This window comes from Gordonia zhaorongruii, from assembly GCF_007559005.1.
In the GTDB taxonomy this organism is placed as follows: Bacteria; Actinomycetota; Actinomycetes; order Mycobacteriales; family Mycobacteriaceae; genus Gordonia; species Gordonia zhaorongruii.
In genome coordinates this window covers 1,008,185-1,035,093 of record NZ_CP041763.1, presented here as the reverse complement: position 1 = coordinate 1,035,093, position 26,909 = coordinate 1,008,185, and the positions used below count along the sequence as shown (strand labels likewise).

The following is a 26,909-nucleotide window of genomic DNA, read 5'->3' as shown; positions in this document are numbered from 1 at the left end:
TCCAGTCTGCGGTCTGGTTAGACTCGGACATGTGACTACAGCCGGTACGCCCTCCGAATCCGCCGTTCGCGCAGCGCTCAGCAAGGTCTCCGATCCCGAGATCGGCAAGCCGCTCACCGATCTGGGCATGGTCAAATCGGTGGACATCGCCGATAACGGAAGTGTCGACATCGGCATCTTCCTGACCACCTCCGGTTGTCCGTTGCGGACCGAGATCACCGATCGCGTATCGACCGCTGTCTCCGACGTCCCCGGTGTCGGCGCGGTGCGCGTCGAACTGGACGTGATGGACGACGAGCAGCGGACCGCGCTGCGGAAGAAGCTGCGCGGTGATCGCGCCGAGCCGGAGATCCCGTTCGCCAAGCCGGGCAACCTCACTCGCGTCTACGCGGTCGCGTCAGGCAAGGGCGGCGTCGGCAAGTCGAGTGTCACGGTGAACCTCGCGACCGCGCTGGCCGACCGGGGGATGTCCGTTGGCGTGCTCGACGCCGACATCTACGGACACAGCGTCCCGCGCATGCTCGGCAGCGATGCCAAGCCCACTCAGGTGGAGCAGATGATCATGCCGCCGCAGAGCCACGGCGTGAAGTTCATCTCGATCGGACAGTTCACCAGTGGCAACACGCCCGTCACCTGGCGCGGTCCGATGCTGCACCGTGCGCTGCAGCAGTTCCTCGCCGACGTGTACTGGGGCGATCTCGACGTCCTGCTGCTCGACCTGCCGCCCGGTACCGGCGACGTCGCGATCTCCATCGCGCAGCTGATCCCGGGAGCCGAGATCCTGGTCGTCACGACCCCGCAGCAGGCGGCGGCGGAGGTCGCCGAGCGGGCCGGCGCCATCGCATTGCAGACCCACCAGAAGATCCTGGGCGTCGTGGAGAACATGTCGTGGCTCGAACTTCCCGACGGATCGCGGATGGAGCCCTTCGGGTCGGGCGGCGGCCAGCAGGTCTCCGAGCGCCTGACCCGCGCAGTCGGCGCGGACGTGGAGCTTCTCGGGCAGGTTCCGATGGAGCAGGACCTGCGGGAGGGCGGTGACGCAGGCACCCCGGTGGTGCTGGATAAGCCGGACTCGGCGTCCGGGTCGGCACTGCGGGCGATCGCCGACAAGCTCGCCGTCCGCCGCCGCGGACTCGCCGGGATGAGCCTCGGGATCGACACGACTCGGCACGACTGACCGGAACCGTCAGGTCGCGTCCCAATCGGAGACGTCGTGCGAGCGCGGCGCAGGCGCGGGCTCGGCGTCGTTCTGCGACTGAGCCGCAGGGGCGGGCGTGACGGCGGGGCCGCTGACGCCCGAGGTCCCCGACACGTCCAGCGACGTGCGCACCGACTGTCCGAGATCGTCCACAGCCGACGAGTCGCCGTTGAACAGGTGCTTGGTCACCACGCTCCGCGGACTCATCTGCCGCAGCTCGTTGATCTGCGCGATGGGTTCGCGGAACTGGTCGAAGTCGGCACCCATCTCATCGCGCAGCTGACCCGACGCCCCGGTGGCGTAGTCGCGCACCTTGCGGATCGACTGCATGGTCCAGGAGACCGCACCCGGTAGTCGTTCGGGTCCGAGAATGATCAGGCCCGCCGCGAGGATGACGACGATCTCGCCCCACCCGATACTGCTGAACATCCGAGTTCCGTTCGATCGTTGGACTAGTCGCTGACCGGGGTGATCGAACCGTCGAAGGTCCGGCCCTCACGCCAGTAGGTGAACTTCACCGACTCGTCGATCTTCGATGTGCGAACGGCGACCGTCAACTCGTCGGCACCCTCGATGGCCCGGCCGTCGAAGCCCGTCACGACGTCGCCTTCGCGCAGACCGGCGCGCTGCGCGGCACTCCCGTTCGCCACATCCTTGACCTGCGCACCGAAAACCCTGTCGTTGCGGACCGTGGCGGCCGAGACGCCGATCACCGGATGGACCACCTTGCCGTGCTCGATGAGACTCCGGACAACGGGGATCGCCTCGTTGATGGGTATCGCGAAACCGAGTCCGATGGACCCGCCGCTGGCCGTCCGGGCTGCCGTGTTGACGCCGATCACCCTCGCCTCGGAGTCGACGAGCGGGCCGCCGGAGTTGCCCGGGTTGATGGCGGCGTCCGTCTGGATCGCGTTGATCACCGCGTCCGTGTCCGATTCGGCGTCCGGCCGCAGCGGCACGGGGCGGTCCACGGCGCTGACGATGCCGGTCGTCACGGTCCTGGCGAGGCCGAGCGGCGCGCCGAAAGCGACCACGTTCGAACCGATCGCGACCTTCGACGAGTCACCGAGGCGCGAGACCATCAGGTTCTGCACGTCGTCCACCTTGATCACCGCCAGGTCGGTCTTCGGATCACGACCGACGAGCCGGGCGGGCACGCGGCTGCGGTCGGCGAACACCGCCTCGATCTTGGCGTTCTTGTCGCTGGACGCCATCGACACGACGTGGTTGTTGGTGACGATGTAGCCGTTCTTGTCGAGCACGAACCCGGACCCGGTACTGCCGCCCGCACTGGTACGCACCTCGATGGTCACGACCGCGCGCCGCATGGCGTCCGCGACCTTCGTCACGTTCGTCGCGCCTTCGCCGTCATCCGCGGAATCGTCGGTGTTCAGCTTCACCGAATTCGAGTTGAGCGGGGTGGCGACCTCGGCCGTCCACCGGCCCACCAGTCCACCCGCGACCCCGACCAGGAGCGCCACCATGCCGATCGTGGCTAGCGCCCACCAGTGGACGCGGCGGCCGTTCAGCAGTTCCCGGATACCGAGCTTCGGTCCCGGACCGGTGACCGGCGCATCAGCCGTTTCGGCGATGGCGGGTGAGGTCAGCGAGGCCGAGGCGTCCGGATCCCGCCACGGATCGTCCGGAGTCTCGGGCTCATCGTCGGTGGGACGTGCATACGGGTCGCGTTGGAGCGTCTGGCTCTCGCCCGGTGGTCGGCCGAACGCTTCGCTGAGCACCGGATCGGGCGCGGCGAGTACGGGTTGCCGCCGATCCGCCGGGGCCCCGCTGTGCGCAAAAGATCCGGTGACGCCGTCCGGGCGTCCGAAGACGGCCTCGTCCTGGTTGTCGTCTGTCACGGGTCAGCGGCCCCGGCGGTTCGATTTACCGGCCCGACGCATGTCTATCTCCTGGGTGGGGATCTTGTTGAGCTGACCGAGCAGCGACTCCGGCGCGCACATGTCCGTTCCACCGCGCAGCAGCGAGCGAGCGCGTGCCTGATTGGTCACCTCGTCGGCGCACCGCTGGCAGACGGACAGATGACTGTCGGCCCGGTTGGCGGCGACTCTCGACAACTCGTTGTCCACGTAGGCCACGACCGCCTCGCTGGCGAGGTGTTCGGTGGGAGCGAATTCACTGCGCGGCCGGTAATCGGGATTGGGGACGATCGACGAACTCACGGGCGGCCTGCGACGGTCCCCGGAACGGCGTACGTTGCCCAGACCCACTGGCGACGCCCCTTCCACTCGGTGGCCGCGCCGCGGCCGAACGTGATCGGTCGCGTCCAGCTTACGCGATCAGGCGCCACCGGCGATCGCGACCGACCGGCTGCTGGTGTGCCCGCGTGCGGCGAGGAATTCACGGATGCCCTGCCGTCCGCGGTGAATGCGGCTGCGGACCGTGCCCATCTTGACGCCGAGTGTCGCCCCGACCTCCTCGTACGAGAGACCCTCGATGTCGCAGAGCACGACGGCGGCACGGAACTCCGGTGCCAGGGAACCGAGTGCCGCCTGCAGGTCGGGCCCCAGGTTCGCGTCGGCGAAGACCTGCTGCGGATCGGGTGTGTCGGTCGGGATCCGCTCGTAGACGGGTTCGAGCGACTCCATGCGGATCTTGCTGCGCCGGCGAACCATGTCGAGGAAGAGGTTCGTGGTGATGCGGTGCAGCCAGCCCTCGAAGGTGCCCGGTTTGTAGTTCGTCAGCGAACGGAAGACCCGGATGAAGGTCTCCTGCGTGAGATCCTCGGCGTCGTGCTGGTTGCCGGACAGGCGGTACGCGAGCCGGTACACCCGGTCGGCGTGCTCACTCACCAACTCGTCCCACGAGGGCATCAGCTTCTGATCGCCGGTCGCGTCGAAACCGGCCGTTCCGTGGAACACTCCGCCTGCGGTCTCGGCGGTGTCGGGCGTGGGACTCGTCATCGGGATGGCGCCAGTACCTTTCTTCGCGGGATCACCGGCAGCACGCACTTCGTGTGTGGTTGCAGCATCTCCCCTGGCTTCAACATCAGCGGGGCGATCGGTATTCCGGGCACGGGATTCGCGCACCCGGGAACTCTTTGCCATGACACTGATCATGTCGCACGGTCATGTGGGACCCCTCAGACCTGACTGAGCGTTCCCTGAGGATGCCGGATTCGCTGGTCCGGCGTGGTGCTGCGGCAGGTCAGCCACGGTGTGGCACCCTCGTTCACATGAGTGACAACACGTCCACGCAGACCACGGCCCGACTCAGCGCCTACGCGGAGACCGCGATCATCGAGGACGACGCCCTGCAGGCCGCTCGGCTCCGCAGCGAGGAACTGGGCGCCCGCGCGGTGAGCCCGGCGACCGGAGCCCTCCTGTCCCTGCTGGCGCGCACCGCCGGCGCCGAGCACGTCGTCGAGATCGGCACCGGTGTCGGCGTGAGCGGACTCTGGCTCCTCGCGGGCATGCCTGCCACCGGCGTGCTCACGACGATCGATCCCGAGTCAGAGCATCACCGTGCAGCGCGGGAGACCTTCGCCGAGGCCCAGATCGCGCCCGGCCGCACCCGCCTCATCAACGGCGTGCCGCGCGATGTCCTCACCCGACTCGCCGACGCGTCGTACGACCTGGTCTTCGTCGACGGTCCGGCGCTCTCGTACCCGGCATTCGTCACCGAGGCGGTGCGCATTCTGCGTCCCGGCGGTCTGCTCGTGGTGAACAACGCGTCGGCAGACGGCACCATCGACGATCGGGAATCGACCGATCCGCGCACTCTCGCGGCACGGGAGGCCGCGTCCATCGTCGCCGAGGACGACCGCTTCCTGCCCGCCGTCATCCCGGTCGGCACCGGTTTGCTGGCCGCGGCGAAGGCACGCTAGCCGGGAACCGGCCGGTCGGGTCCGCCGGCTCACACGTCCGTTGAGAACCGGATTCCGCTGTCGGGGATCACGACCTCGGGCCAGACCCGCGCGCCCCGCAGCAGTTCGCATCGCGCGCCGATCGAAGCTCGGTCACCGATGACGGTGTCGCGCACCAGTGCTCCGGCGCCGACGGATGCGCCGAACCCGACGATGCTGCGCTCGACGACTGCGCCCGCCTCGACACGAGCGTCGTCGAACACGACCGCCCCGTCGAGTCGGGCGCCGCTGCCGACCCTCGCCCCGCGACCGACGACGGTGCCGCCGATCAGGACTGCCGACGTGGATACCTCGGCGCCGTCGAGCACCAGCGCCTCGCCACACGATTTCGACAGAGCGGGTGATGGCGCGATGCCCCGCACGAGATCGGCCGATCCGCGCACGAAGTCCTCCGGAGTGCCCATGTCGCGCCAGTAAGCAGCGTCGACGTGTGCGTGGATGTGCCTGCCCGCGGCCAGGATCGACGGAAAGACCTCCCGCTCCACCGACACCGACCGGCCCGCCGGGATCTCGCCGATCACATCGCGGTTGAACACGTAGGTCCCCGCATTGATCTGGTTGGTCGGCGGATCCTGGGTCTTCTCCAGGAACGCGGACACCCGGCCTGCGGAGTCGGTGGGCACGCACCCGAACGCACGCGGGTCGTTCACCCGAACCAGGTGCAGGGTCACCTCGGCACCCGACTCGTGGTGGGTGGCGACCACATCGCGGATATCGGTCCCGCCGAGCACATCGCCGTTGAACACCAGGATCGTGTCGGCCGTGAGGTGGTCGTAGACGTTGCGGATACCGCCACCGGTGCCGAGGGGCTCGGTCTCGGTCACATAGGTGAGGTTGATCCCCAACGACGATCCGTCACCGTAGTGCTCCGCGAACACCTCGGCCTTGAACGAGGTTCCCAGCACCACGTCGGTGATTCCGGCTTCCCGGATGCGCGACAGCAGGTGTGTGAGGAAGGGCAGACCCGCGGTCGGCAGCATCGGCTTGGGAGCCGACAGGGTGAGCGGGCGCAGTCGGGTGCCTTTGCCGCCGACGAGGATGAGTGCCTGCACGGACGGTGCCACAGGATTTCCTTCCATCTGAACAGTCAGTTCTCTCGGGTCTCACCGGCGCGTCGCCGTTCCCGCAACGCAGCGGCCACCGCGACGCGGGACCGTACGGCCAGCCCCGCTCGCAGGACCAGGCGCACCGGTGCGCGCAGCGGACCGCGGTTCCGGTCGGCATTGAAACGATAGGCACTCCGGTGGTGAGCCGGGATCATCTTCTCCGGATACCGGCTCACCGAATGGCTCTTCGCGTGGATGACCGCCGCATCGGGCACGAAGACGTTCAACCACCCGGCACGTCCGAGGCGGTCACCGAGGTCGACGTCCTCCATGAACATGAAGTACCGGGAGTCGAAACCGCCGACGCTGTCGAACGCACTGCGTCGCACCAGCAGACAGGAACCCGACAGCCACCCCACCGGGCGCTCCCCCGATGAGTTCTCACCGTCGCGGTACGCCTTGGTCCAGGGGTTCGACTTCCACACCGTGCCGAGCAGCGCGTGCCCGGTTCCGGTGACGAGGTCGGGGACGGCGCGCGCAGACGGGTACACCGAGCCGTCGAGTTCGTTGATCAGGGGCCCCAGGCTCCCCGCCCGCGGCCATCGCCGGGCGGCCGCGAGGAGTTCGTCCAACGATCCGGGCGACCACACGACGTCCGGGTTCGCGATCACCACGAATTCGATCGCCGGATCCAGCTCGGCGACGCCGCGGTTGATTCCCGCGCCGAAGCCGATGTTTCCGCCGGTGTCCACCAAGGTCACGTTGTCGTGCTCGGCCGCCGCTTTCTCGGGTGCACCGTCGGTGGAGCCGTTGTCGGCGATCACGACGGGTGCCGAGTGGTCCGACGCGTCGGCGAGAGTGCGCAGGAATTCATGCAGGTAGTCACCGGACGAATACGTCACGGTGACCACCCCGAAGGGAGCAGTCACCGGGTCAGACTAACCCGAGGCGCCGTCGGCGACCGCTTCGGCAAGGGCGGCGCGCCAGTTGCGCAGCGGTGTCAGACCGACCCGCGCCCAACTCTCTCCGGACAGCACCGAATACGCGGGACGTGGTGCCGGACGCGGGAATTGCTCGGTGGTGCACGGCGTCACCCGCTGCGGATCAGCGCCGACGAGCTCGAACAGTGTGCGAGCGACATCACACCACGTCGCCGCCCCCGCGTTGGTGGCGTGCAGCACTCGCCCGGACGCCCGGGAATCGTCGACGAGCAGATCTCCGACGAGCTCCCACAGCCCGGCGGCGAGGTCGGGTGCGTACGTCGGGGATCCGTGCTGATCGTCGACGACGCTGACCGTGGCACGCTCGGATTCGAGGCGGCGCATCGTGGTGACGAAGTCCCGGACCGGTGCTCGGCCGGTGAAGACCCAGGCGGTGCGCACGATGACCGCGTGCGGGTCGGCGGACCGGACCGCCCGCTCGCCGGCCAGCTTGCTCGCCCCGTACACGGTGTCGGGCCGCGCGTCCGCAGGGAGGTCCGACGGCTCGAGCGGACGATACTCGGCGGCCGGGAGGCTCGCGGCCGACTTCGGGAAGACGTAGTCCGTGGACACGTGGATCAGGTGGGCTCCGACCTCGCCGGTCAGCGCTGCGAGGTGTCCGGGGCCGTCGGCGTTGATCGCGTACGCATCGTCGGCCGCGCTCTCCGCACCGTCGACGTCGGTGTGCGCCGCGGCATTGATCACCACGTCACCCCGGTTCAGCCGGGCCAGCCCCCGCCGCACACTGTCGGACGACCGGACGTCGACCTCGGCGGACGTCACGGGTACCACCGAGATCGCGGACCACCCGGACTCCGCGAGTGCCCCCGACGAGCGGATGAGCGCCGAACCGAGCTGACCTGCCGCACCGAGGACGTAGACGGCAGGCGCTGTGACGGATGCGTTCATGGCACCCATCGTGCCGCATCCCACATTCGCGCTGTTCTACCACGCCGAGCTCACCTCCACGGCCGAACGCACGAGCACCCGTATTCTGCAGGAGACCGCGTCGAACGGCCCGGTTGCGACGAAGGAAGGAACAGCCCAGCACGTGGACCCACGACGCGAAGGCGCACGGGACGAGCATCCCCGACGCCGCGGTTCCCAGGGCGACTCGCCCCGTACCGGTGGCACCGGAGACGACGCCGCGGGTGGTGGCGGCGCCCGAGGCGAGCGGTCTTCCAGTCAAGGTCCGCGCAGTCAGGGTTCTCGTAACCAGGGTTCCCGTAACCAGGGCTCTCGCAGGCAGGATCCTCGCAAGCAGGACTCCCGACCGATCCGCGCTGGCGAGGCGCCTCGCCAGCGCCGCCGCAAGCCGGCACCGGTCGACACTCGTCGCAACGGAAAGCGCCGCGCCTCCGAGGAGATCCACACGGGTGCGGGCAAGCGCAAGCGGCCCGCCGTCGCGTCGAAGGCCGGCGGCGCGCGACCGCGATCCGGCTCGTCCCGAGCCGGTTCCTTCCGTGAAACGCTGGCCGTCTGGTCCACTCGACCGGTCCGCGGTGTTCCGCCCAAGCACATCGGCCGAGCTGTCATCGCTCTGCTGACGGTCGTGGTTCTGGTCGTCACCGGCTTCGGTTGGACGAAGGTGAACTCGCTGAACTCGTCGGTCACCCTTCTAGGCGGTCTGGGCCTCGGCGGTGCGGGCGACGACGGTGCAGTCGACATCCTCCTCGTCGGCACCGATTCCCGTAAGGACGCCAAGGGCAATCCGCTCTCGGAAGAGGAACTCCGCCGGCTCCGCGTCGGCAGCGACGTCTCGTCGAGCACCGACACCATCCTGCTGGTGCGTATCCCCAATGACGGATCGGCCGCGACCGCCCTGTCGATCCCGCGCGACTCCTACGTCGACGTACCGGGGATCGGCAAGAGCAAGATCAACGCCGCCTACGGCACCACCCGTGAGGGTGTCCGTGCGCGTGAGGTCCAGAACGGAGCGAACGAGGCCACCGCCGAGCGCGAGGGCACGAAGGCGGGCAGGCAGGCGCTCATCGAGACCGTCGCCAATCTGACCGGTGTCACCGTCGATCATTACGCCGAGGTCGGGCTGCTCGGGTTCTCACTCCTCACCGACGCCGTCGGCGGCGTCGAGGTGTGCCTGAAGAACCGCGTGCGGGAACCGTACTCCGGTGCTCGTTTCCGCAAGGGCCGGCAGACGCTCAGCGGACCGCAGGCGCTCAGCTTCGTCCGCCAGCGGCACGGACTTCCCCGCGGCGACCTGGACCGGATCACCCGCCAGCAGGTCTACATGGCCTCGCTGGCGCAGAAGATCCTGTCGACGCAGACTCTCACGAATCCCGACAAGCTCAATGAGCTTCAGCGCGCCGTCTCCCGGTCGGTGCTCATCGACGACGGGTGGGACGTCATCTCGTTCGCCGAGCAGCTCAAGGATCTGACGGGCGGCAAGGTCAAGTTCACCACCATCCCGGTTCTCGACGACCAGGCGTGGAGCGACGACGGCACGCAGAGCGTGGTCGCCATCGACAAGACCGCGGTGCACTCGTACGTCGATCGCCTGCTCGGCAAGGACAAGAAGGCCGACGCTCCGGAGAATCCGCGTGCCGAGTACACCGTGGACGTGCAGAACGCAGGCACGGTCGACGGGCTTGCGGGCAACGTGTCCCGGCTGCTGACCGATCGCGGCTTCCAGCACGGCAAGGTGACGAGCAAGCCGATCAACGAGTTCGATTCGATCGTCTTCGCCAACTCCACCGACAGCGAGGGCGCCAAGCAGCTGGTGAAGGATCTGGGTGGCCAGATCGAGATCCGCGAGGACTCGTCGCTCCCCGATGATCGGGTCCGTGTGGTCCTCACCAACACCTATCACGGTGTGGGTTCCCTCGTGCAGACCGGAGACCAGGGCTCCGGCGGCGATCAGGGCTCGGGCGGTGGCAGCGGCGGTGATTCGCGCGCCGAGCAGAAGCGTAAGGCGGACGACGGCATCATCAAGGCCGACAACGACGGCCCCGTGTGTGTGAACTGATCGCTCGCGTAAAGATGGACGTATGACCGACACCATCACCGGACTCGTTCTCACCCGCGTAGCCGACCCGGCCCGTCCCCTGCTCACCTACTACGACGAGGCGACGGGCGAACGCACGGAACTGTCGGCGGCGACTCTGGGCAACTGGGCCGCCAAGATCGCCAACTACCTGCGCGACGAGATCGGCGTGCTCCCCGGAGACGGGGTCCGGGTGGACCTGCCCGAGCACTGGCAGAGCGCGGCCGTCCTCCTGGGCGCCTGGTGGGCCGGTGCGCACGTGCTGATCGACGGCGACGGCGATGCCCGTGTGGCGTTCGTGTCACACGAGCGGCTCGACGCCCATGACGAGGATGAAGTGGTCGTCGTCCCGCTCGACCCGTTCGCGATGGGCACACCTGACCTGCCGCTGGGAGTCAATGACTTCGGCGAGTCCATCCGGGCTCACGGGGACCGCTTCTCCCCGTCCGGCGCGGGCGCGCAGGCCATCGACGATCTGGGCACGACCGAGCTTGCGGCGACGCGCTTCGATGCGGGTTCGAGCGACGCTCCGCGCGGCGCACGGGTGCTCTCCACCCGTCCGTGGCGGACGGCCGACACCATCCGCGACGGCTTCGTTGCGCCGTTGCTCGCCGGCGCATCGCTGGTCTGGGTGCGCGGCGCCGACGATGATCGCCTCGATGCGATCGCGGCGATGGAGAAGACCGACCTCTCGCTGCGCTGACTTCCTCCGCTGCACACGGAGCAGCCCCCGGAACCTGAGGTTCCGGGGGCTGTTCCGACTCTTGGAGAGTACCGCTGCTCGTACTGTCAGCGCAGCAGCGAGCGCGCCATGACCATGCGCTGCACCTGGTTGGTGCCCTCGTAGATCTGGGTGATCTTCGCGTCGCGCATCATGCGCTCGACCGGGAAGTCCGTGGTGTAACCCGCACCGCCGAACAGCTGGACGGCGTCGGTGGTGACCTCCATCGCAACGTCGGACGCGAGGCACTTGGAGGCCGACGAGATGAAGCCGAGCTGGCCTTCGCCGCGTTCAGCGCGTGCCGCAGCCGTGTAGACCATCAGGCGTGCGGACTCCACCTTCATCGCCATGTCGGCGATCATGAACTCGACGCCCTGGAACTTGCTGATCGTCTGACCGAACTGCTTGCGCTCCTTGACGTAGTCGATGGCCGCGTCGAGAGCGCCCTGCGCGACGCCGACCGCCTGCGCACCGATGGTCGGACGGGTGTGGTCGAGCGTGGCGAGCGCGGTCTTGAAGCCGGTGCCCTCGTCGCCGATGATCCGGTCGGCCGGGATCGTGCAGTCCTCGAAGTAGAGCTCAGCGGTCGGCGAGCCCTTGATGCCGAGCTTGTGCTCGAGCGGACCGACGGTGAAGCCCGGGTCGTCCTTGTGAACCATGAAGGCCGAGATGCCGTTGGCGCGCTTCTCCGGGTCGGTGACGGCCATGACCGTGTACCAGGTGGACTTGCCGCCGTTGGTGATCCAGCACTTGGAACCGTTGAGGACCCAGTTGTCACCGTCTCGGCGCGCGCGGGTCTTCATCGCCCCCGCATCGCTGCCGGCTTCACGCTCGGACAGCGCGTACGACGCCATGGCCTCACCCGATGCGATGGATGGCAGCACCTGCGCCTTGAGTTCGTCGGAGCCCGACAGGATCAGGCCCATGGTGCCGAGTTTGTTGACGGCGGGGATCAACGACGCGGAGACGTCGACGCGGGCGACCTCCTCGATGACGATGCAGGCGGCGACCGAGTCGGCACCCTGGCCCTCGAACTGCTCCGGGACGTGAACGGCGTTGAAGCCGTTGGCGACGAGCGCGGCGCGCGCCTCCTCCGGGAAGCGGGCGTTCTCGTCGACGTCCTTGGCGTGCGGTGCGATCTCCTTCTCACTCAGCGCGCGGATCGCCTCGCGCAGTGCCTGGTGCTCCTCCGGAAGCTGGAAGAGATCGAAATCCGGGTTGCCGAACTTGCCCATCGGGTTGCTCCTTTACTGACACCCGGAATGACACCGAGTGCCGTCAGTTGGGTACCTATTTAGTTCATCACGGCACTGAGTGCCGGGTCAATCGCGCGCGCACGATGTCGGCCACCTGATCTGCGGTCAGGTTCCCCGAATGCGTGACGACGGTGACGGCCGAGGCCGGAGGTTCCGACAGATCGCTCTGCGGCTCCACGGCGGTCGCCGCCCCGCGGAGCCTGCGCAGTTCGTCGCTCAGTACCGCGGCGGTCGCCTCCTCGTCGCCGCGGACCATCTGCCGCAGCAGGTGATTGTGGGCGCCGGTCACGGCGGCCGCGAACGCGACCACGCGGACCCGCGGCACGTGCGGCAGGCGTCGGCGGAGCGAGTCCTCGAACAACCGCTGATACCGGTAGGTGGTGACGAGTTCGCGGTCGCGCAGGGCGGGCACCTGCGACACCACGCGATACCGCCCCATCGCGAGATCGCGATGGGCTGCGAAGTGGTCGAAGACCAGTTCGGCCGCATCGCACACCGACCGCCACGGGTCCTGCGCTGCCGCCTCGTCCGCGAGGAGCCGGTCGGCGACGATCGCCAGCAGCGCCTCGTGGTCGGCGAAGATGAAGTCCTCTTTCGAGCCGAACTGACGGAACAGCGTTCGTCGCGAGACGCCTGCCGCCGCCGCGACCGCCTCGACCGGAGTCGCCTCGTAGCCGCGCTCGGCGAACAACCGGATCGATTCGGCCATGACCAGCAAGCGGAACTCCCCGGGGTCGGAGTTCGCCAGCTCGTTCCCCGACACGTCGACCGCACTCATGTCAGCCAGTATCCAACGATCCGTGGATGAGGCAAGCTGAAAGGGTGAGGATCCCCCGCGTAGTCGCACATGCGAACAAGTTCATCACCAACCCGATCCAGGGCCTGTGGGCCGGGCGGATCGCCCCGTGGGCGATCGTCGAGCACATCGGGCGCAAGTCGAACCGACGGTACGAGGCGCCAGTCCTGGCGTACGTGCAGGACGACCGGATCGCCATCGTGCTCAACTACGGCACCGAGGCCGATTGGGTCCGGAACGTTCTCGCCGCAGGCGAATTCACCCTCGTCCGGTCCGGCGAGCGGCTGCACGTCGCCGGTGCCCGCATCGTGCCGTCCGATTCGCCGGACGTGGTGAAACCTGCCCGCTGGCCCGCCAAACTGGCCGACTCGGTGCTGTACGGCCGTGTCACGGATCGCGCATGAGCACCGCGGCCGATTCCGTGCTCGAAGGCTTCGAACGCCGCGACTTCGCCCATGACGGCGTCACGCACCGCCATTACGTGATCGGCAGCGGCCCCGCGGTCATCGTCATCGCCGAGATCCCCGGCATCACCCCGAAGGTGGCCGGCTTCGCCCGCCGGGTTGCCGACGCCGGGTTCACCGTGTTCCTGCCGTCCCTGTTCGGCACCGACGGAGCCGACCCGAACCCGAACGGCATCACGGATGCGGCCCGGGCAGGAGGCGTGATGATCCGCGCACTCGGCAAGGTCTGCGTGAGCCGCGAGTTCACTGTGCTGGCGACCGGCCGGTCGTCCCCGGTGGTGTCCTGGCTCCGCGCGCTGTCCCGATCGGCGCACGCCGAATGCGGTGGGCCGGGCACCGGCGCCATCGGCATGTGTCTCACCGGCGGGTTCGCACTCGCCATGTCGGTGGACGACACGATGCTCGCTCCCGTGCTCTCGCAGCCGTCCCTGCCGTTCGGCATCACTCCCGGCAGACGGCGGACCATCGACATCTCCCCCGACGACCTGTCTCGCGTCCAGACCCGGTGCGCTAAGGGCCTGCAGGTCATGGGAGCCCGCTTCGAGGGGGACGTCCTGTCGCCCGGGGGACGTTTCGACTTCCTCCGCGAGCATCTCGGCGACGCATTCATCGGCGTCGAGCTGCCCGACGAGACGGCGAACAGCGAGGGTGCACTGCCACCGCATTCGGTGGTGACCGAGCACCTCGTCGATGCTCCCGGAGAACCGACGCGGGAGGCGCTCGACGACATCATCGCGTTCTTCCGGGAGAAGCTGGGAGTGGCGTGAGCTCTGCCGATCCGGCGCCGCTCGACGACCCGTTCACGAACGCGCTGTGCGGTCCCCAGATTCGCTTCGCACGCAGCCGCGGCCGGATAGTGACGTTCGATCCGGAGGTCTCGGTGTTCTTCGGACATCCCCGGGAGATGACTGCGCAGGACTACGCCGACCTCGCCGAGCTCGCCGGAACCGGCCGGACCACGTCCCTGCGCGACCGGCAGAGCCGTCTGCCGGAAGACCTGTTCACCCGGGTCGCCGAGTTCGAGCTCGTGCAGTACACCGGGCTCACCGTCGTCGCGGCCCACGACCCCGAGCTGATCCGGCTCGGCCCCGCGGATGTTCCGGAGATGACGGCCCTGGTCGAGTTGACCGAACCCGGGCCGTTCCTGCCGCGCACCATCGAGTTGGGCGTGTATCTCGGCTACCGGGATCCCGGGACTGGACGGCTCCTCGCGATGGCCGGGCAACGACTGCATCTGCCCGGCTGGATCGAGATCAGTGCCGTCTGCACGCATCCCGACGCACGCGGACGCGGACTGGCCAGTCGCCTGATCCGCGCGGTGTCCGCGCTGATCATCGACGACGGATCCACGCCGTTCCTGCACACGACGGCCGATAACCCGGCGCAGAGTCTGTACCGCGCACTGGGTTTCGAACTCCGCAGTAACGTGGGACTGGAGATCCTTCGCGTGCGGTGAGCTATCCGCGTGCGGTGAGCGACGGGAGACCACTGTGTACAGCTTCGACGAACTCCAGGTGCCGATCGTCGGCGCCCCGATGGCGGGCGGCACCTCCACACCGGAGCTGACGGCAGCGGTCTCGGAGGCCGGCGGGTTCGGCTTCCACGGTGGCGGGTATCTGTCCGGAGAGCGCCTGCGCGAGGCGATCGCGGCCATCAGAGGCAGGACCCGCGCACCGTTCGGCGTCAACGTGTTCGTCCCCGAGGAGATTCACCCCGACGCCGCAGCGTTCGCCGCCTACCGGGATCGCCTGACTCCCCTCGCCGACCGGCTCGGCGTCGCACTGCCCGAGACCGTCGCGTTCACCGACGACTCGTTCGGCGAGAAGATCGACGTTCTGATCGACGAGCGCGTCGCCGTGGTCTCGTTCACCTTCGGGCTCCCCGAGCGGTCGGTCATCGACCGCCTGCATGCAGCCGACATCTCCGTGTCCTCGACGGTCACCAGCGTCGAAGAGGCCCGTCAGGCAGCGGATCTCGGTGTCGATTCGCTGTGCGCTCAGGGAGTCTCGGCGGGCGGGCACCGGGCGACCTTCCACATCGCCGACGCCGACCCGGAGATCGACACGGTGGCGCTGGTCGGTGCCGTCATCGACGCCACCGGGCTGCCGACGGTCGGCGCGGGTGGTGTGGGCGGCGCCTCCGACGTGCAGGCGATCCTCGACGCCGGCGGAATCGGTGCGCAGATCGGCACCTTGCTGCTGCGCTGCCCGGAGGCCGGGACGAAGCGAGCGCATCGCGACGCGCTCGCCGATCCGCGCTTCACCGAGACCGTGACCACCCGCGCCTATTCGGGTCGCCTCGCACGAGGTCTGGTGAACGACTTCATCCGAGACAACACCGACCACGCACCGGCCGCGTACCCGCAGGTCAACACCCTGACCGGCGGCATCCGCAAGGCTGCGGCCGACGATCCCGAGGTGATCAACCTGTGGGCGGGAGCGGGCTTCCGATCGGCTCGCGAAGCGCCGGTGTCACAGGTAGTCGCCGATCTCGTCGACTAGCGGACTCAGTCCTCGAGGATCGAGCGACGGAGACGCTCGTCCTTCTCCAGGACCATCTCCTCGAGTCCATCCTGGAACTTCGACATCGCCGTCTGGATCGCCGGATCGCTCGCGCCCAGGATCCGGGTGGCCAGCAGTCCGGCGTTCCGTGCCCCGCCGATCGACACGGTCGCGACGGGGACGCCCGCGGGCATCTGGACGATCGACAGCAGCGAGTCCATCCCGTCGAGGTACTTCAGCGGAACAGGGACGCCGATGACCGGCAGCGGGGTCGCTGCGGCCACCATCCCCGGAAGATGCGCGGCACCGCCCGCACCCGCGATGATGACCGAGATACCGCGTTCTGCAGCGCCTTTCGCGTAATCGAGCATCCGCTGCGGGGTCCGGTGGGCGGAGACCACTCCCACCTCGAACGGCACACCGAACTCGGCGAGGGCCTCGGCCGCCGCCTTCATCGTCGGCCAGTCCGAGTCGCTGCCCATGATGAGGCCGACGCGGGGAGCTTGGGGTGCGGTCATGTGTAGGGGTCTCCGATCGGTGTGGGTGGCGCCTGAATCTCGTGCAACGCTACCTCGCGGTACGGAATCGGTGCGGCACTGACTGTTCAGTGTGAGTCGCCGTCGGTGATCGGGTGACCCCATACTCAACTCGTCCACCCGTTCGAGTTTGACGTGCTTTGTCAGACCCTCCAGATATGGTCATGGAAACAGCGAATCGACGGGAGTGTCAGCGATGACCAGCATCGATACCGCACACCACTCGCCGGTCCACCTCCCCGGCTCGTTCCCTCAGCCGTCGGCGGAGTGCGGATCCCATCCGTCGGTCCAGACCGCGGTGGACATCCAGTGCGCGGCGCGCTCGGCACGCTCGCGTACAGTCGCGACGTCCTCGCCCGGCCGACCGACGATGTTGACGTGCCCCACCTTTCGGTCGGGCCGCTCTCCCTTGCCGTACATGTGAATTCGGGCATCAGGCATGCGAGCGAACAGGTGATGCATACGCTCGTCGACCGACATCGTGGGTGTCTGCTCCGCGCCGAGGACGTTCGCCATCACGACCACGTCCGCGCGAGCCGCAGTGGCACCGAGCGGGTAGTCGAGAACCGCTCGCAAGTGCTGCTCGAACTGAGAGGTGACCGCGCCGTCCATGGTCCAGTGACCACTGTTGTGCGGTCGCATCGCGAGCTCGTTCACCACGAGCTTCCCGTCGTCGGTCTCGAACAGCTCCATCGCCATCGCCCCGACCACACCGAGTTCGTCGGCCAACCGCAAAGCCATCTGCTGCGCCTGCTGCGCGAGATCGGGATCGAGATCAGGAGCGGGCGCCAGCACCACCGCGCACTGCCCGTTGCGCTGAACGGTCTCCACGACCGGCCATGCCGCACCCTGTCCGTGCGGCGACCGCGCAATCATCGCCGACAGCTCACGGCGCATCTGCACCTTCTGCTCGGCCATCAGCACGGTGTCCCCGCCCGACTGCGCGTCGAATACCTCGAGCGCCTGCGACTGGTCGTCGATCAGCCAGACGCCACGGCCGTCGTATCCGCCGCGAACCGCTTTGAGGACGATCTGCCACCGGTTCCGGGCACCGAACTCGACGAGACGCTCACGGGCCTGCGACACGTCGCCCGAGAGATCGGCGAAGTCGGGAACGGGGAGCCCGAGTTCGCTCAGCCGGTTCCGCATGTCGAGTTTGTCCTGGGCGTAGCGCAGTGCCGTCGACGGCGGGCGGACGGCCACCCCTTCCGATTCCAGGACGCGCAGGTGGTCGAGTGGAACTCCCTCGTGATCGAAGGTGAACGCGACCGATCCCTCTGCGGCACGACGAAGGGCGTCGAGATCGTCATGCGAACCGAGCACCACGTCCCCGCTCACCTGGGCCGCCGGATCCGAATCGGTCGCCGCGAGCACACGCAGGCACTGTCCCAACGCGATCGCCGATTGATGCGTCATGCGCGCCAGCTGCCCACCGCCGATCACGGTGACCGTCGGCATGCCGGTTTCCGAGTGTGTTGCGCCTGCTCCGCGCGGTTGCGAACTCACGCCGTCAATGGTGTCATGTCACGCACGAATCACCGCATCGACGTCCGCCGATGTGTCTGCGGTCGTCAGGTTACGTACACTCGACTTCCGTGCTGACAATCGACAAGGCGGTGGCTATGCTGCCTGGGCCTGTGCGCAGGCTCGTCATCAAGCACAACGAGCTCATCAAGTTCGCCATCGTGGGCGGCACGACGTTCGTCGTCGACACCGTCATCTACTACTCCCTCATCTTCACCGTCCTGGAGCCCAAACCGGTGGTCGCCAGGGTCATCTCGGGTGTCATCGCCACGATTCTCAGCTACATCCTGAACCGCGAGTGGGCGTTCAAGAACCGCGGCGGGCGCGAACGCCACCATGAGGCGCTTCTGTTCTTCGGGATCAGCGGCATCGCGGTCCTCCTGACCGCGGCACCGCTGTGGGCCGCCAACAACGTGTTCGACATGCGTGAGAATCTCGAGGGCCTGGACCTGGTGATCCTCGACTTCGTGCTCGCCTTCATCATCGGCAACCTGATCGGCATGGGGTTCCGGTTCTGGGCGCTGCGCCGCTTCGCCTTTCCCGAGGAAGACCCGGAAGGGCCCGGTTCCACCGACGTGCGTCCCACCCCCGAAGAACTCACCGATGAGGAACTCGGCCACGCGTGAACGTCTGGCCCGGCGGGTGGGAGTCCTCCCCCATCTGATCGTCTTCTGATCGATGCTCACCGGCGACGGGCAGGACGATCGAGAAGACCGCAGGCCGTCGCGACGTGAGGTCGAGGCGACCGCCGTCCGCCTCGATGAGCGCCCGCGACAACGACAGTCCCACCCCGCTGCGGCTGCCGCCCGAGAATCCGCGCCGGAACACGTCGAGGGCGATGTCGTCCGCGATCCCCGGCCCGTCGTCTGCCACGGTCACCCGGACCATCTCGGCTGCCGGAAGATCGGTGATCCGGACCGTCGTCGTGCCGTCGCCGTGTTGCAGCGAGTTGTCGATGAGAACGCTGAGCGCCTCCCGAAGCCGGCCGGGCTTCCCGGCGATCAGTCGCGTCGACGGCACTCGATCGGTACGCAGCACGCGTCCCACCGCGGTGAACGCCGGGTCGAAATCGCCGATCAGGGTGTCGATGACCTGCCCCGCGTCGACCACTCCGCGACCGGATGAGTCCTCCCGGGAGGCCGCAACGAGCTCGTCGAGTTCGGAGGTCAGCCGGTCGACCTGCTCGAGACCCGCCTCGGCCTCGGATACGACCGCCGGATCGTCGTGCAGGGTGAGCTCGTCGAGCCGCAGGTGCACGGCGGTCAGCCGGCTGCGCAGTTGATGCGAGACGTCGCCGACGATCTCCCCCTCCCGTTCGAGCCGCAAGGCGATCTCCCGGTTCGCATCCGCCAGTGTGGCCGCCACCTCGTCGAGTTCGGCGATCCCGTACCGGGGCCAGGGTGCGGAGAAGTCGCCACGCGCCATCCCGGCTGCACGCTCGGCCACGTCGGTGAGCGGTTCGGTGAGGCGTCTGGCGGTGACCACGGCGACGACCGCGCCGCCGCCTACGGACGCGACGATCACCACCAGCAGCACACCGGCCGCTGCCCACTGCTGGGGCCGGACCGATTCGTACGGCACCTCCAGTGTCAGTTCGGCGTCCGTTCCGAGACTCACCGACTCGGAGATCATCGAGCTGTCCACTTCGCTGCCGATCTGCCGATGCAGCGTCCGGACCGTTCCGGACTCGGTGGGCACTCGGGCGTCGAGCATGAGCCGGCCGCCGGCAGGCACCAGCAGCCGGAACTGCTCGAGGTCGAGAGCCGTCGGATCGACGGGTCGGCCCTCCGACTCCTCGGCGATGACGAACTCGGACATGCGCTTGAGACTCTTCGCCAGACTCTGCTGTGCGTCCTGCGACATCCACTGCCAGGACAGCACGGTCAGCGGCACGCCGAGCAGCACGCCGACCGCGACCAGGGTCGCGATCATCATTCGCAGGATCCGGCGTCGCATGCGTGCCGCCTAGGGGTCGAACCGGAATCCGACACCGCGCACGGTGACGATGTGCTTGGGCCGACCGTCCTGATCATCACCGATCTTCCGGCGGATCCACGACACGTGCATGTCGAGGGTCTTCGACGACCGCAGGTCGGTCGACCCCCAGACCTGCGTCATGATCTCGTCACGGGACAGCGCCTGTCCGGGACGTGTCATCAGGAACTGCAGCAGGTCGAACTCCCTGTTGGCCAGTGATAGCTCGTCCCCGTCGACCACCACTCGTCGCGCTCGCCCGTCGAGCGCGATGTCCCCGTAATCGAGCACATCGTCTCCCTCGTCGACCGAACTGCTGCGGCGCATGAGTGCACGGACCCTGGCGAGCAGCTCCGCGAGCCGGAACGGCTTGCCGACGTAGTCGTCGGCGCCCGCGTCCAGACCGACCACGAAGTCGACCTCGTCGGTGCGTGCCGTCAGCATGAGGACAGCGAGTTGCGGCCTTTCCGAACGCACGCGCCGGCACACCTCGAGACCGTCCATCCCGGGCAGCCCGAGATCGAGGATCAGCAGCCCGAACGCACCGGTCAGTGCCTCGTCGAGAGCTTGCGGCCCGGTCGCGGCGATGACGCACTCGTGGCCCTCCCTGGCGAGTGCTCGGGCCAACGGCTCGGCGATGGCCGCGTCGTCCTCGGCGAGCAGGATGCTCCGTGCCCCGGTCACCGGCGTCGCCCCCTCGGTTCCTCGTCGAGGTCTTCGTCATCGAGAAGCTCCTGGTAGAGCTGGGCGTGGACGGCCTCCACATCGGGGATGTCCCGGAACGAGAGCGGATCGTCGGACGCGGATTCGATGACCAGCGTGCCGGTCCGGAGGATCCGGTCGACCAGACCGTGCCGGAACTCCACCGTGTTGATGCGCCGGATCGGGATATCGATCCCCGACCTGGTGATGATGCCGCTGCGGTACACGACCCGACGGTCGGTGACCACGAAATGCGTCGTCCACCAGGCGAGCAGCGGCCGGCCCAGCCAGTACACGGTGGCCGCGAGCCAGATGACGCCCACTGCGACGGTGAGCCACAACCCGGACGCCCCGGACAGCGAATCGGATGTCCGGATGAATCCGAGCGCGACGCCGCAGACCGCGGTGACCACCCAGAAGATCAGCACCGGTGCGATCAGGCACTTCCAGTGCGGATGGCGATGGATGACGACTCGTTCGCCGGGGGCGAGGTTCTCACGCGGATAACCCATGTCGACAGAGCTTAACCGTGCTGCTGATCGCGCGCCGCCGGTACACTGTGCGGCGAGATGATCCGGGACGGGACCTTCCGGCGAACACGGCACCAGATGCGAACCGAAGGGCAGGAGCGATGACCAACTACGACCCGCGCGATCCCCGCTATCGCGGACCGGACCAGAACCCGCCGACGCGCGCGTACAGCCAGGCAGGCGACTACTCCCAGTACGGCGACTACCGGGACCAGCAGGCCTACGAGCCGCAGTCGAATCAGCGGCCCGCCAAGCGGCCGCGCCGAGGCCCCGATATCGATCCACTGCTGTTCTGCGGCGGCGTGCTGATGACCGGTGTGGTCACCGGCCTCGCCGCGTGGCTCGTCGGTTGGATCATCCGCATCATCACCGAGAAGGTGAACGACTCCGGGCAACTCGGCATCTGGAATCCGCTCGCGCAGGACGAGCTGTGGTTCGCGCTCGTGGGCTTCGTCGTCGCTCTCCTCGGCGGGGCCCTCTGGTACCTGCTTCAGGTCGGCACGCCCGCACCCGGCCAGTTCTACCGCTGGGTAGTCGGTCTGCTGATCATCGCGAGCGTCGTGGTGCCGCTCGCACTGTCCGCTGAGATCTCCACCGGCATCGGCACCGCCGTCATGCACCTGGTGATCGGCCTGCCGGTCTTCTCCCTGATCCCGACGATGGGCTCGGCGAGCCGGAAGAAGGACGCCGGGGGCCGCTAGCCGGGACCTCCCGGCTGGATGCTCCAGTTCGGGCCCGCTACTCCACCGGACGCAGGTGAGTGACGTCGCCCGCCGATGCCACGATGCGTTCGTCCGGCCCCTGCACCACGATGGCGCCCTGCTCGTCGATGCCGACGGCGTCGCCGATCACCTCGGCGTCTCCCGGCAGGATCAGCCGCACACGGCGGCCGATGGTCGCGCTCGCCGCGCGGTAGTCGGCGACGAGCCCGTCCACATCGTGAGGCCAGTGCGCCAGCCGCTCCGACAGCGCGCGCAGGTACGCGACTGCGAGCTGCGTCGAGTCCACCTCCGTGCCCGCCAGTCCGCGCACCGACGCCGCTTCGGCACCGTCCGCGACCGAATCGAGGTCGAGATTGATACCGGTGCCGATCACCGCGACTCCCCCACCCGCAGGCAGCGGGCGGAACTCGGCGAGGATGCCGGACAGCTTTCCGCCCTTCGGCGCCAGCACGTCGTTGGGCCATTTCAACTCGGGGCGCACGCCGCTCACCTGTGCGATGGCGTCACGAACCGCGAGCCCGGTCAGCAACGAGAGCCAGCCGATCCGCTCCGTGTCGCCCGGGCCGACCGCGACGGCTGCCGACACTGCCAGCTGTCCGTGCGGCGTCTGCCACACCCGGGAATGCCGTCCGCGCCCGGAGGACTGAAACCCGGCGATCCGGACCGTGCCGTCGACCCCGTCCGACCCGGTGCCGCCCGACCCGGTGCCCCCGTCCGCATCTGCCCGCTCGATCAGGTCGGCGTTGGTCGAACCGGTCTCCGGCACCACTTCGATGCGCGTCCACCGTGTCCCGGACAGCGCGGCACGCAACCGGTCCGCATCGGGCAGGGCGGCTGCAGCCGGATTCGGGACGGCGCGATTCTCGTCGTGACTCACGGAGAACAGCCTAGTCGGCAGCCGAAATCCGCCCGATTTTCCGAACGTGAGGAATTTCTCACATTCGAGGCGGTTGACGCGGGTCACACGTTCCTCGTTAGCATCGAATGTCATGACGACTGCTTCGCGCGACGACAGCGCTGCTCCCGATATCCACACCACGGCCGGAAAGCTCGCTGACCTGCACAACCGTCTCGCCGACGCCAAGTACCCGGTCGGTGAGGGCGCAGTCGAGAAGATCCACGACAAGGGCAAGCTGACCGCCCGCGAGCGCATCACGCACCTGCTCGACGAGGGTTCGTTCGTCGAACTCGACGCGCTGGCCCGCCACCGCAGCACCAATTTCGGTCTCGCCGAGCGCCGCCCCATGGGCGACGGCGTGGTGGTCGGTTACGGCACCGTCGAGGGCCGCGAGGTCTGCGTGTTCAGCCAGGACGTCACCGTGTTCGGCGGCAGCCTCGGTGAGGTGTACGGCGAGAAGATCGTCAAGGTGATGGATCTGGCGATCAAGACCGGTCGTCCGCTCATCGGCATCAACGAGGGTGCGGGCGCCCGCATCCAGGAGGGCGTCGTCTCCCTCGGTCTGTACGGCGAGATCTTCCACCGCAACGTGAAGGCGTCGGGCGTGATCCCGCAGATCTCGCTCATCATGGGTGCCGCGGCGGGCGGGCACGTCTACTCACCCGCGCTGACCGACTTCACCGTGATGGTCGACAAGACCAGTCAGATGTTCGTCACCGGACCCGACGTCATCAAGACCGTCACCGGCGAGAACGTGACCATGGAGGAGCTCGGCGGCGCGAGCACCCATATGACGAAGTCGGGCGTCGCCCACTACGTCGCGCAGGACGAGGAGGACGCACTCGAGTACGTCAAGGATCTCCTCGGCTACCTGCCGAGCAACAATCGCGCCGAGGCTCCCCGACTGTCCACCACCCAGGCGCCGGGCAGCATCGAGGAGAACCTCACGGCCGAGGACCTCGAGCTCGACGCCCTGATTCCGGATTCACCCAACCAGCCGTACGACATGCACGAGGTCATCCGGCGCATCCTCGACGACGACGAGTTCCTCGAAGTGCAGGCCGAGCGCGCGATGAACGTGATCATCGGTTTCGGGCGGGTGGACGGCCGCAGCGTCGGCATCGTCGCGAACCAGCCGACTCAGTTCGCCGGCTGCCTCGACATCGACGCCTCGGAGAAGGCCGCGCGCTTCGTCCGCACGTGCGACGCCTTCAACGTCCCGATCGTCACGCTTGTCGATGTGCCCGGCTTCCTGCCCGGCACCGAGCAGGAGTTCAACGGCATCATCCGTCGCGGCGCCAAGCTCCTGTACGCCTACGGCGAGGCGACCGTCGGCAAGATCACCGTCATCACCCGCAAGGCGTACGGCGGCGCTTACGACGTGATGGGCTCCAAGCACATGGGCGCGGACGTGAACCTGGCGTGGCCGACCGCGCAGATCGCCGTGATGGGCGCTTCGGGTGCCGTGGGCTTCGTCTACCGCGGCAAGCTCAAGGAGGCCGAGGCGAACGGCGAGGACGTCGACGCGCTCCGTCTCGAGCTGCAGAAGGAGTACGAGGACACCCTCGTCAATCCGTACGTCGCCGCCGAGCGCGGATACGTGGACGCGGTCGTTCCGCCCAGCCACACCCGCGGACAGATCGCTAACGCGCTGCGTCTCCTCGAGCGCAAACTGGTGCAGCTGCCCCCGCGCAAGCACGGAAACATTCCGCTGTGACTGCCGGCGACGACCCGCGAACGAGGACGACCCTGCGAACGAGGACGGCGCTGTGAACGAGAACGCTGTGAGTGACACGAACGACGACGCCGCTCCGGGTCCGGCCGAGAAGCCGTTCCTGACCGTCGTCTCGGGCAACCCGTCCGATGAGGAGGTCGCCGCTCTCGTCAGCGTGCTGGCGGCCGCCGGCGGGGATCCCGGTCCGCTCGGACCGGTCGTCCGCAACGACTGGGGTCTGCCCACCGACATGCACCGCCCGCAGTGGGGCATGCCGACCACGTTCACCAACCGCGGGTGACGTCCGAACCGATCACGGTCGTGCTCGGTTCGGCGTCCCCGGCACGTCTGCGCGTTCTGCGGGATGCGGGGCTCGATCCCCTGGTCCTCGTCTCCGACGTCGATGAGGAGGCGATAGTCGATCGGCTCGCCGATGCAGCGCCCGAGCACGTCGTCACCGCGCTCGCCCAGGCGAAGGCGGACGCCGTCGTCGAGACGATCCGTGGCGGCGACGATCCGTTGTTCGACGCCGCGCGCACCGATGGAGTGGTGCTCACCTGCGATTCGATGCTGCTGCTCGACGGCAGGCTGTCCGGGAAGCCGCACTCCCCCGAGGTCGCGATCGAGCAGTGGCACCGGATGCGCGGCAGCACCGGCCACCTGATCACCGGACATTGCGTGACGCGACTGCACCGCGGCGAGGCCGACGCGGCAACCGGGCACCAGTCGACGTCGGTGCGGTTCTCGGACGTCTCCGACACGCTCATCGAGCGGTACGTGGCCACCGGCGAGCCGTTGAAGGTGGCCGGGGCGTTCACGCTGGACGGACTGGGCGGCTGGCTGCTCGACGGCATCGACGGCGACCCGTCGTCGGTCATCGGCATCAGCCTTCCGCTCACGCGGCGTCTGCTGACCGACCTGGACGTCGACATCGCCGATCTCTGGCGAGCCTGATCTGGTTCGCGTCTCGCAGAGGGCTTCCGGTCACGGCGCAGCCTCGTCCGACCCCCACCGTCCCGACCCTGTCGATCGCGCGACCGTATGCTGAAGAACGACAGTCGGCTTCGGCCGCCGCGCCTCGGGAATCGGGGCACCACGAATTGGGGAGACACACGCATGCCAGTGGAATTCGATTCGAATCCGGCCTTCACCGCGTTCGCTCATCCGGAACGCCTCGTCAGCACCGAATGGCTGTCCGCTCACCTGGGCGCTCCCGGACTGAAGATCGTCGAGTCCGACGAGGATGTGCTGCTGTACGACATCGGCCACATCCCGACGTCGCAGAAGATCGACTGGCACCTGCACCTCAACGATCCGGTGACTCGCGATTACATCGACGGTGAGCAGTTCGCGAAGCTGATGAGCGACAAGGGCATCGCGCGCGACGACACGATCGTCGTCTACGGCGACAAGAACAACTGGTGGGCCGCCTACGCGATGTGGGTGTTCACTCTGTTCGGCCACGAGGACGTCCGGCTGCTCGACGGCGGACGTGATGCCTGGATGGATGAGCAGCGGGAGACCTCCTTCGAGGTGCCTGTGTACCCGGCCACCGACTACCCGGTCGTCGAACGCGACGACTCCGCGATCCGCGCGTTCGCGTCTCAGGTCCTCGACTCGCTCGGCACCACGCCGCTCGTCGACGTCCGGTCACCGCAGGAGTACACGGGCGAGCGCACCCACATGCCCGATTACCCGGAGGAGGGCGCTCTGCGGGGCGGCCACATCCCGACCGCGGTGTCCATCCCGTGGGCGAAGGCGGCCGCACCGGACTCACGTTTCCGCACACGCCCCGAACTCGAGGAGATCTACGCGGACCTGGACCCGAAGACGCCCACGATCGCGTACTGCCGAATCGGCGAACGGTCGAGCCACACCTGGTTCGTGCTCACCTACCTCCTCGGGTTCGGCAACGTCCGCAACTACGACGGGTCCTGGACCGAGTGGGGCAACACCGTGCGCGTGCCGATCGCGCAGGGCGAGGAGCCGGGCTCCGCGCCAGGCAAGAACTAAGAGGGGCCCGCATGACGTTGCCCGCAGCGCTCGCCGAGATCGTCGACGACTTCGCCGCGCTCGCCGACCCGGACAAGGCGACACTCCTCCTCGAGTTCGCCGACGAACTCCCGCAACTGCCCGACTCGTTGCAGGAGGACGCGATGGAGCCGGTCCCCGAATGCCAGTCACCGATCTTCCTGTCGGTCGACGCATCGGATCCGGCCGCGGTGGCCCTGTACTTCAGTGCGCCACCGGAGGCTCCGACGACCCGCGGCTTCGCATCGATCCTCCATCAGGGGCTCGACGGTGCGACCGCTGAGCAGATCGGCACGGTGCCGCCGGACTTCTTTCACGACCTCGGGCTCGCCTCGGTGATCAGCCCGCTGCGTCTGCGCGGCATGGCCGGGATGCTGGCACGCATCAAACGGCAGGTCGTCGAGCAGACGGGCGGCTGAGGCGACTGACGTC

General features: G+C 68.1%; 30 protein-coding genes. 15 read left to right on the top strand and 15 right to left on the bottom strand.

The window, feature by feature from the left end; all coding sequences use genetic code 11:
- The first annotated feature begins 31 nt into the window (after positions 1-31).
- Positions 32-1,177: an Mrp/NBP35 family ATP-binding protein gene (locus FO044_RS04675; RefSeq protein ID WP_143965360.1), complete on the top strand. Its 1,146-nt coding sequence runs from the start codon at positions 32-34 to the stop codon at positions 1,175-1,177.
- A 9-nt stretch (positions 1,178-1,186) separates the two neighbouring features.
- On the opposite strand, the gene tatB is transcribed toward FO044_RS04675, so the two are convergent.
- From tatB to sigE, 4 genes are all read right to left on the bottom strand, one after another.
- Complete coding sequence (gene tatB / locus FO044_RS04670; RefSeq protein WP_143965359.1) at positions 1,187-1,627, bottom strand: Sec-independent protein translocase protein TatB; 441 nt, start codon at positions 1,625-1,627, stop codon at positions 1,187-1,189.
- Between the two features lie 23 nt (positions 1,628-1,650).
- On the bottom strand, positions 1,651-3,057 hold the full coding sequence (locus tag FO044_RS04665; RefSeq protein ID WP_132993881.1) for a S1C family serine protease: 1,407 nt from the start codon (positions 3,055-3,057) through the stop codon (positions 1,651-1,653).
- 3 nt (positions 3,058-3,060) lie between these two features.
- Positions 3,061-3,378: a zf-HC2 domain-containing protein gene (locus FO044_RS04660; protein WP_235831514.1), complete on the bottom strand. Its 318-nt coding sequence runs from the start codon at positions 3,376-3,378 to the stop codon at positions 3,061-3,063.
- Between the two features lie 117 nt (positions 3,379-3,495).
- A complete protein-coding gene (gene sigE, locus FO044_RS04655) occupies positions 3,496-4,119 on the bottom strand; it encodes an RNA polymerase sigma factor SigE (protein WP_132993883.1) in 624 nt (207 codons plus the stop codon).
- A gap of 272 nt (positions 4,120-4,391) precedes the next feature.
- Here sigE and FO044_RS04650 point away from each other — a divergent pair, with 272 nt between their 5' ends.
- A complete protein-coding gene (locus FO044_RS04650) occupies positions 4,392-5,042 on the top strand; it encodes an O-methyltransferase (RefSeq protein ID WP_132993884.1) in 651 nt (216 codons plus the stop codon).
- A 29-nt stretch (positions 5,043-5,071) separates the two neighbouring features.
- Here FO044_RS04650 and manB read toward each other — a convergent pair whose 3' ends face one another.
- From manB to rfbD, 3 genes are read right to left on the bottom strand one after another with little or no spacing between them, the layout of a single operon-like run.
- Positions 5,072-6,160 carry a mannose-1-phosphate guanylyltransferase gene (gene manB, locus FO044_RS04645; protein WP_132993885.1) on the bottom strand — a complete coding sequence of 363 codons (1,089 nt, stop codon included), beginning with the start codon at positions 6,158-6,160 and terminating at the stop codon, positions 5,072-5,074.
- 8 nt (positions 6,161-6,168) lie between these two features.
- Positions 6,169-7,056: a glycosyltransferase family 2 protein gene (locus tag FO044_RS04640; RefSeq protein WP_132993886.1), complete on the bottom strand. Its 888-nt coding sequence runs from the start codon at positions 7,054-7,056 to the stop codon at positions 6,169-6,171.
- Between the two features lie 9 nt (positions 7,057-7,065).
- Positions 7,066-8,016: a dTDP-4-dehydrorhamnose reductase gene (gene rfbD, locus FO044_RS04635; RefSeq protein WP_328591144.1), complete on the bottom strand. Its 951-nt coding sequence runs from the start codon at positions 8,014-8,016 to the stop codon at positions 7,066-7,068.
- Between rfbD and FO044_RS04630 the strand changes: the two genes are divergently transcribed.
- Positions 8,015-10,090, top strand: coding sequence for an LCP family protein (locus tag FO044_RS04630; RefSeq protein WP_132993888.1), 2,076 nt, complete (start codon positions 8,015-8,017; stop codon positions 10,088-10,090). The genes rfbD and FO044_RS04630 overlap by 2 nt on opposite strands.
- 22 nt (positions 10,091-10,112) lie before the next feature.
- Positions 10,113-10,811 (top strand): TIGR03089 family protein, encoded by a 699-nt coding sequence (locus FO044_RS04625; RefSeq protein WP_132993889.1) that lies wholly within the window; start codon positions 10,113-10,115, stop codon positions 10,809-10,811.
- Positions 10,812-10,897: 86 nt separating this feature from the next.
- Here the strand turns inward: FO044_RS04625 and FO044_RS04620 are convergent, their stop codons facing one another.
- Positions 10,898-12,064: an acyl-CoA dehydrogenase gene (locus tag FO044_RS04620; RefSeq protein WP_132993890.1), complete on the bottom strand. Its 1,167-nt coding sequence runs from the start codon at positions 12,062-12,064 to the stop codon at positions 10,898-10,900.
- A gap of 67 nt (positions 12,065-12,131) precedes the next feature.
- Complete coding sequence (locus FO044_RS04615) at positions 12,132-12,863, bottom strand: TetR/AcrR family transcriptional regulator (RefSeq protein WP_132993891.1); 732 nt, start codon at positions 12,861-12,863, stop codon at positions 12,132-12,134.
- A 44-nt stretch (positions 12,864-12,907) separates the two neighbouring features.
- Here FO044_RS04615 and FO044_RS04610 point away from each other — a divergent pair, with 44 nt between their 5' ends.
- Genes FO044_RS04610 through FO044_RS04595 form a run of 4 tightly spaced genes read left to right on the top strand, consistent with a single transcriptional unit; the run spans position 12,908 to position 15,846 of the window.
- On the top strand, positions 12,908-13,285 hold the full coding sequence (locus FO044_RS04610; RefSeq protein ID WP_132993892.1) for a nitroreductase family deazaflavin-dependent oxidoreductase: 378 nt from the start codon (positions 12,908-12,910) through the stop codon (positions 13,283-13,285).
- Complete coding sequence (locus tag FO044_RS04605; protein ID WP_132993893.1) at positions 13,282-14,112, top strand: dienelactone hydrolase family protein; 831 nt, start codon at positions 13,282-13,284, stop codon at positions 14,110-14,112. Before FO044_RS04610 ends, FO044_RS04605 begins: the two co-directional genes overlap by 4 nt.
- The gene (locus FO044_RS04600) at positions 14,109-14,801 is read left to right on the top strand and encodes a GNAT family N-acetyltransferase (protein ID WP_132993894.1); all 693 of its coding nucleotides are present in this window, start codon (positions 14,109-14,111) and stop codon (positions 14,799-14,801) included. The genes FO044_RS04605 and FO044_RS04600 overlap by 4 nt, the downstream gene beginning before the upstream one ends.
- A gap of 34 nt (positions 14,802-14,835) precedes the next feature.
- Complete coding sequence (locus FO044_RS04595; RefSeq protein WP_132993895.1) at positions 14,836-15,846, top strand: nitronate monooxygenase; 1,011 nt, start codon at positions 14,836-14,838, stop codon at positions 15,844-15,846.
- A gap of 5 nt (positions 15,847-15,851) precedes the next feature.
- On the opposite strand, the gene purE is transcribed toward FO044_RS04595, so the two are convergent.
- Entirely contained in the window at positions 15,852-16,364 is a 513-nt protein-coding gene (gene purE / locus FO044_RS04590; RefSeq protein WP_132993896.1) for a 5-(carboxyamino)imidazole ribonucleotide mutase, read from the bottom strand.
- Between the two features lie 270 nt (positions 16,365-16,634).
- A complete protein-coding gene (locus FO044_RS04585) occupies positions 16,635-17,888 on the bottom strand; it encodes a 5-(carboxyamino)imidazole ribonucleotide synthase (protein ID WP_268896125.1) in 1,254 nt (417 codons plus the stop codon).
- Between the two features lie 89 nt (positions 17,889-17,977).
- On the opposite strand from FO044_RS04585, the gene FO044_RS04580 reads away from it, so the two are divergent.
- A complete protein-coding gene (locus FO044_RS04580; protein WP_132993898.1) occupies positions 17,978-18,532 on the top strand; it encodes a GtrA family protein in 555 nt (184 codons plus the stop codon).
- Here the strand turns inward: FO044_RS04580 and FO044_RS04575 are convergent.
- Genes FO044_RS04575 through FO044_RS04565 form a run of 3 tightly spaced genes read right to left on the bottom strand, consistent with a single transcriptional unit; the run spans position 18,504 to position 21,094 of the window.
- Positions 18,504-19,862 carry a sensor histidine kinase gene (locus FO044_RS04575; protein WP_132993899.1) on the bottom strand — a complete coding sequence of 453 codons (1,359 nt, stop codon included), beginning with the start codon at positions 19,860-19,862 and terminating at the stop codon, positions 18,504-18,506. The genes FO044_RS04580 and FO044_RS04575 overlap by 29 nt on opposite strands.
- A 9-nt stretch (positions 19,863-19,871) precedes the next feature.
- Positions 19,872-20,564, bottom strand: a complete 693-nt coding sequence (locus FO044_RS04570) for a response regulator transcription factor (protein ID WP_132993900.1) — start codon at positions 20,562-20,564, stop codon at positions 19,872-19,874.
- Entirely contained in the window at positions 20,561-21,094 is a 534-nt protein-coding gene (locus tag FO044_RS04565; protein ID WP_132993901.1) for a PH domain-containing protein, read from the bottom strand. The genes FO044_RS04570 and FO044_RS04565 overlap by 4 nt, the downstream gene beginning before the upstream one ends.
- A 119-nt stretch (positions 21,095-21,213) precedes the next feature.
- Between FO044_RS04565 and FO044_RS04560 the strand changes: the two genes are divergently transcribed.
- Positions 21,214-21,813 (top strand): DUF6069 family protein, encoded by a 600-nt coding sequence (locus FO044_RS04560; RefSeq protein ID WP_132993902.1) that lies wholly within the window; start codon positions 21,214-21,216, stop codon positions 21,811-21,813.
- 37 nt (positions 21,814-21,850) lie between these two features.
- On the opposite strand, the gene FO044_RS04555 is transcribed toward FO044_RS04560, so the two are convergent.
- A complete protein-coding gene (locus FO044_RS04555) occupies positions 21,851-22,711 on the bottom strand; it encodes a biotin--[acetyl-CoA-carboxylase] ligase (protein WP_235831516.1) in 861 nt (286 codons plus the stop codon).
- A gap of 112 nt (positions 22,712-22,823) precedes the next feature.
- Between FO044_RS04555 and FO044_RS04550 the strand changes: the two genes are divergently transcribed.
- The 5 genes from FO044_RS04550 (at position 22,824) to FO044_RS04530 (ending at position 26,896) form a co-directional block, all read left to right on the top strand.
- A complete protein-coding gene (locus tag FO044_RS04550) occupies positions 22,824-24,449 on the top strand; it encodes an acyl-CoA carboxylase subunit beta (RefSeq protein WP_132993904.1) in 1,626 nt (541 codons plus the stop codon).
- A 67-nt stretch (positions 24,450-24,516) separates the two neighbouring features.
- Complete coding sequence (locus FO044_RS04545) at positions 24,517-24,747, top strand: acyl-CoA carboxylase epsilon subunit (RefSeq protein ID WP_235831517.1); 231 nt, start codon at positions 24,517-24,519, stop codon at positions 24,745-24,747.
- Entirely contained in the window at positions 24,744-25,400 is a 657-nt protein-coding gene (locus FO044_RS04540) for a Maf family protein (RefSeq protein ID WP_235831518.1), read from the top strand. The genes FO044_RS04545 and FO044_RS04540 overlap by 4 nt, the downstream gene beginning before the upstream one ends.
- Before the next feature lie 162 nt (positions 25,401-25,562).
- Positions 25,563-26,459: a sulfurtransferase gene (locus tag FO044_RS04535; RefSeq protein WP_132993906.1), complete on the top strand. Its 897-nt coding sequence runs from the start codon at positions 25,563-25,565 to the stop codon at positions 26,457-26,459.
- Positions 26,460-26,470: 11 nt separating this feature from the next.
- On the top strand, positions 26,471-26,896 hold the full coding sequence (locus FO044_RS04530) for a SufE family protein (RefSeq protein WP_132993907.1): 426 nt from the start codon (positions 26,471-26,473) through the stop codon (positions 26,894-26,896).
- Positions 26,897-26,909 lie beyond the last annotated feature (13 nt).

Bases quoted from the DNA above. Each gene is read 5' to 3' on its own strand.
- tatB (WP_143965359.1), bottom strand. From the start codon at position 1,627: ATGTTCAGCAGTATCGGGTGGGGCGAGATCGTCGTCATCCTCGCGGCG.
- sigE (WP_132993883.1), bottom strand. From the start codon at position 4,119: ATGACGAGTCCCACGCCCGACACCGCCGAGACCGCAGGCGGAGTGTTC.
- FO044_RS04650 (WP_132993884.1), top strand. From the start codon at position 4,392: ATGAGTGACAACACGTCCACGCAGACCACGGCCCGACTCAGCGCCTAC.
- manB (WP_132993885.1), bottom strand. From the start codon at position 6,160: ATGGAAGGAAATCCTGTGGCACCGTCCGTGCAGGCACTCATCCTCGTC.
- FO044_RS04630 (WP_132993888.1), top strand. From the start codon at position 8,015: ATGGCACCCATCGTGCCGCATCCCACATTCGCGCTGTTCTACCACGCC.
- rfbD (WP_328591144.1), bottom strand. From the start codon at position 8,016: ATGAACGCATCCGTCACAGCGCCTGCCGTCTACGTCCTCGGTGCGGCA.
- FO044_RS04625 (WP_132993889.1), top strand. From the start codon at position 10,113: ATGACCGACACCATCACCGGACTCGTTCTCACCCGCGTAGCCGACCCG.
- FO044_RS04620 (WP_132993890.1), bottom strand. From the start codon at position 12,064: ATGGGCAAGTTCGGCAACCCGGATTTCGATCTCTTCCAGCTTCCGGAG.
- FO044_RS04615 (WP_132993891.1), bottom strand. From the start codon at position 12,863: ATGAGTGCGGTCGACGTGTCGGGGAACGAGCTGGCGAACTCCGACCCC.
- FO044_RS04605 (WP_132993893.1), top strand. From the start codon at position 13,282: ATGAGCACCGCGGCCGATTCCGTGCTCGAAGGCTTCGAACGCCGCGAC.
- purE (WP_132993896.1), bottom strand. From the start codon at position 16,364: ATGACCGCACCCCAAGCTCCCCGCGTCGGCCTCATCATGGGCAGCGAC.
- FO044_RS04575 (WP_132993899.1), bottom strand. From the start codon at position 19,862: ATGCGACGCCGGATCCTGCGAATGATGATCGCGACCCTGGTCGCGGTC.
- FO044_RS04565 (WP_132993901.1), bottom strand. From the start codon at position 21,094: ATGGGTTATCCGCGTGAGAACCTCGCCCCCGGCGAACGAGTCGTCATC.
- FO044_RS04560 (WP_132993902.1), top strand. From the start codon at position 21,214: ATGACCAACTACGACCCGCGCGATCCCCGCTATCGCGGACCGGACCAG.
- FO044_RS04550 (WP_132993904.1), top strand. From the start codon at position 22,824: ATGACGACTGCTTCGCGCGACGACAGCGCTGCTCCCGATATCCACACC.
- FO044_RS04535 (WP_132993906.1), top strand. From the start codon at position 25,563: ATGCCAGTGGAATTCGATTCGAATCCGGCCTTCACCGCGTTCGCTCAT.
- FO044_RS04530 (WP_132993907.1), top strand. From the start codon at position 26,471: ATGACGTTGCCCGCAGCGCTCGCCGAGATCGTCGACGACTTCGCCGCG.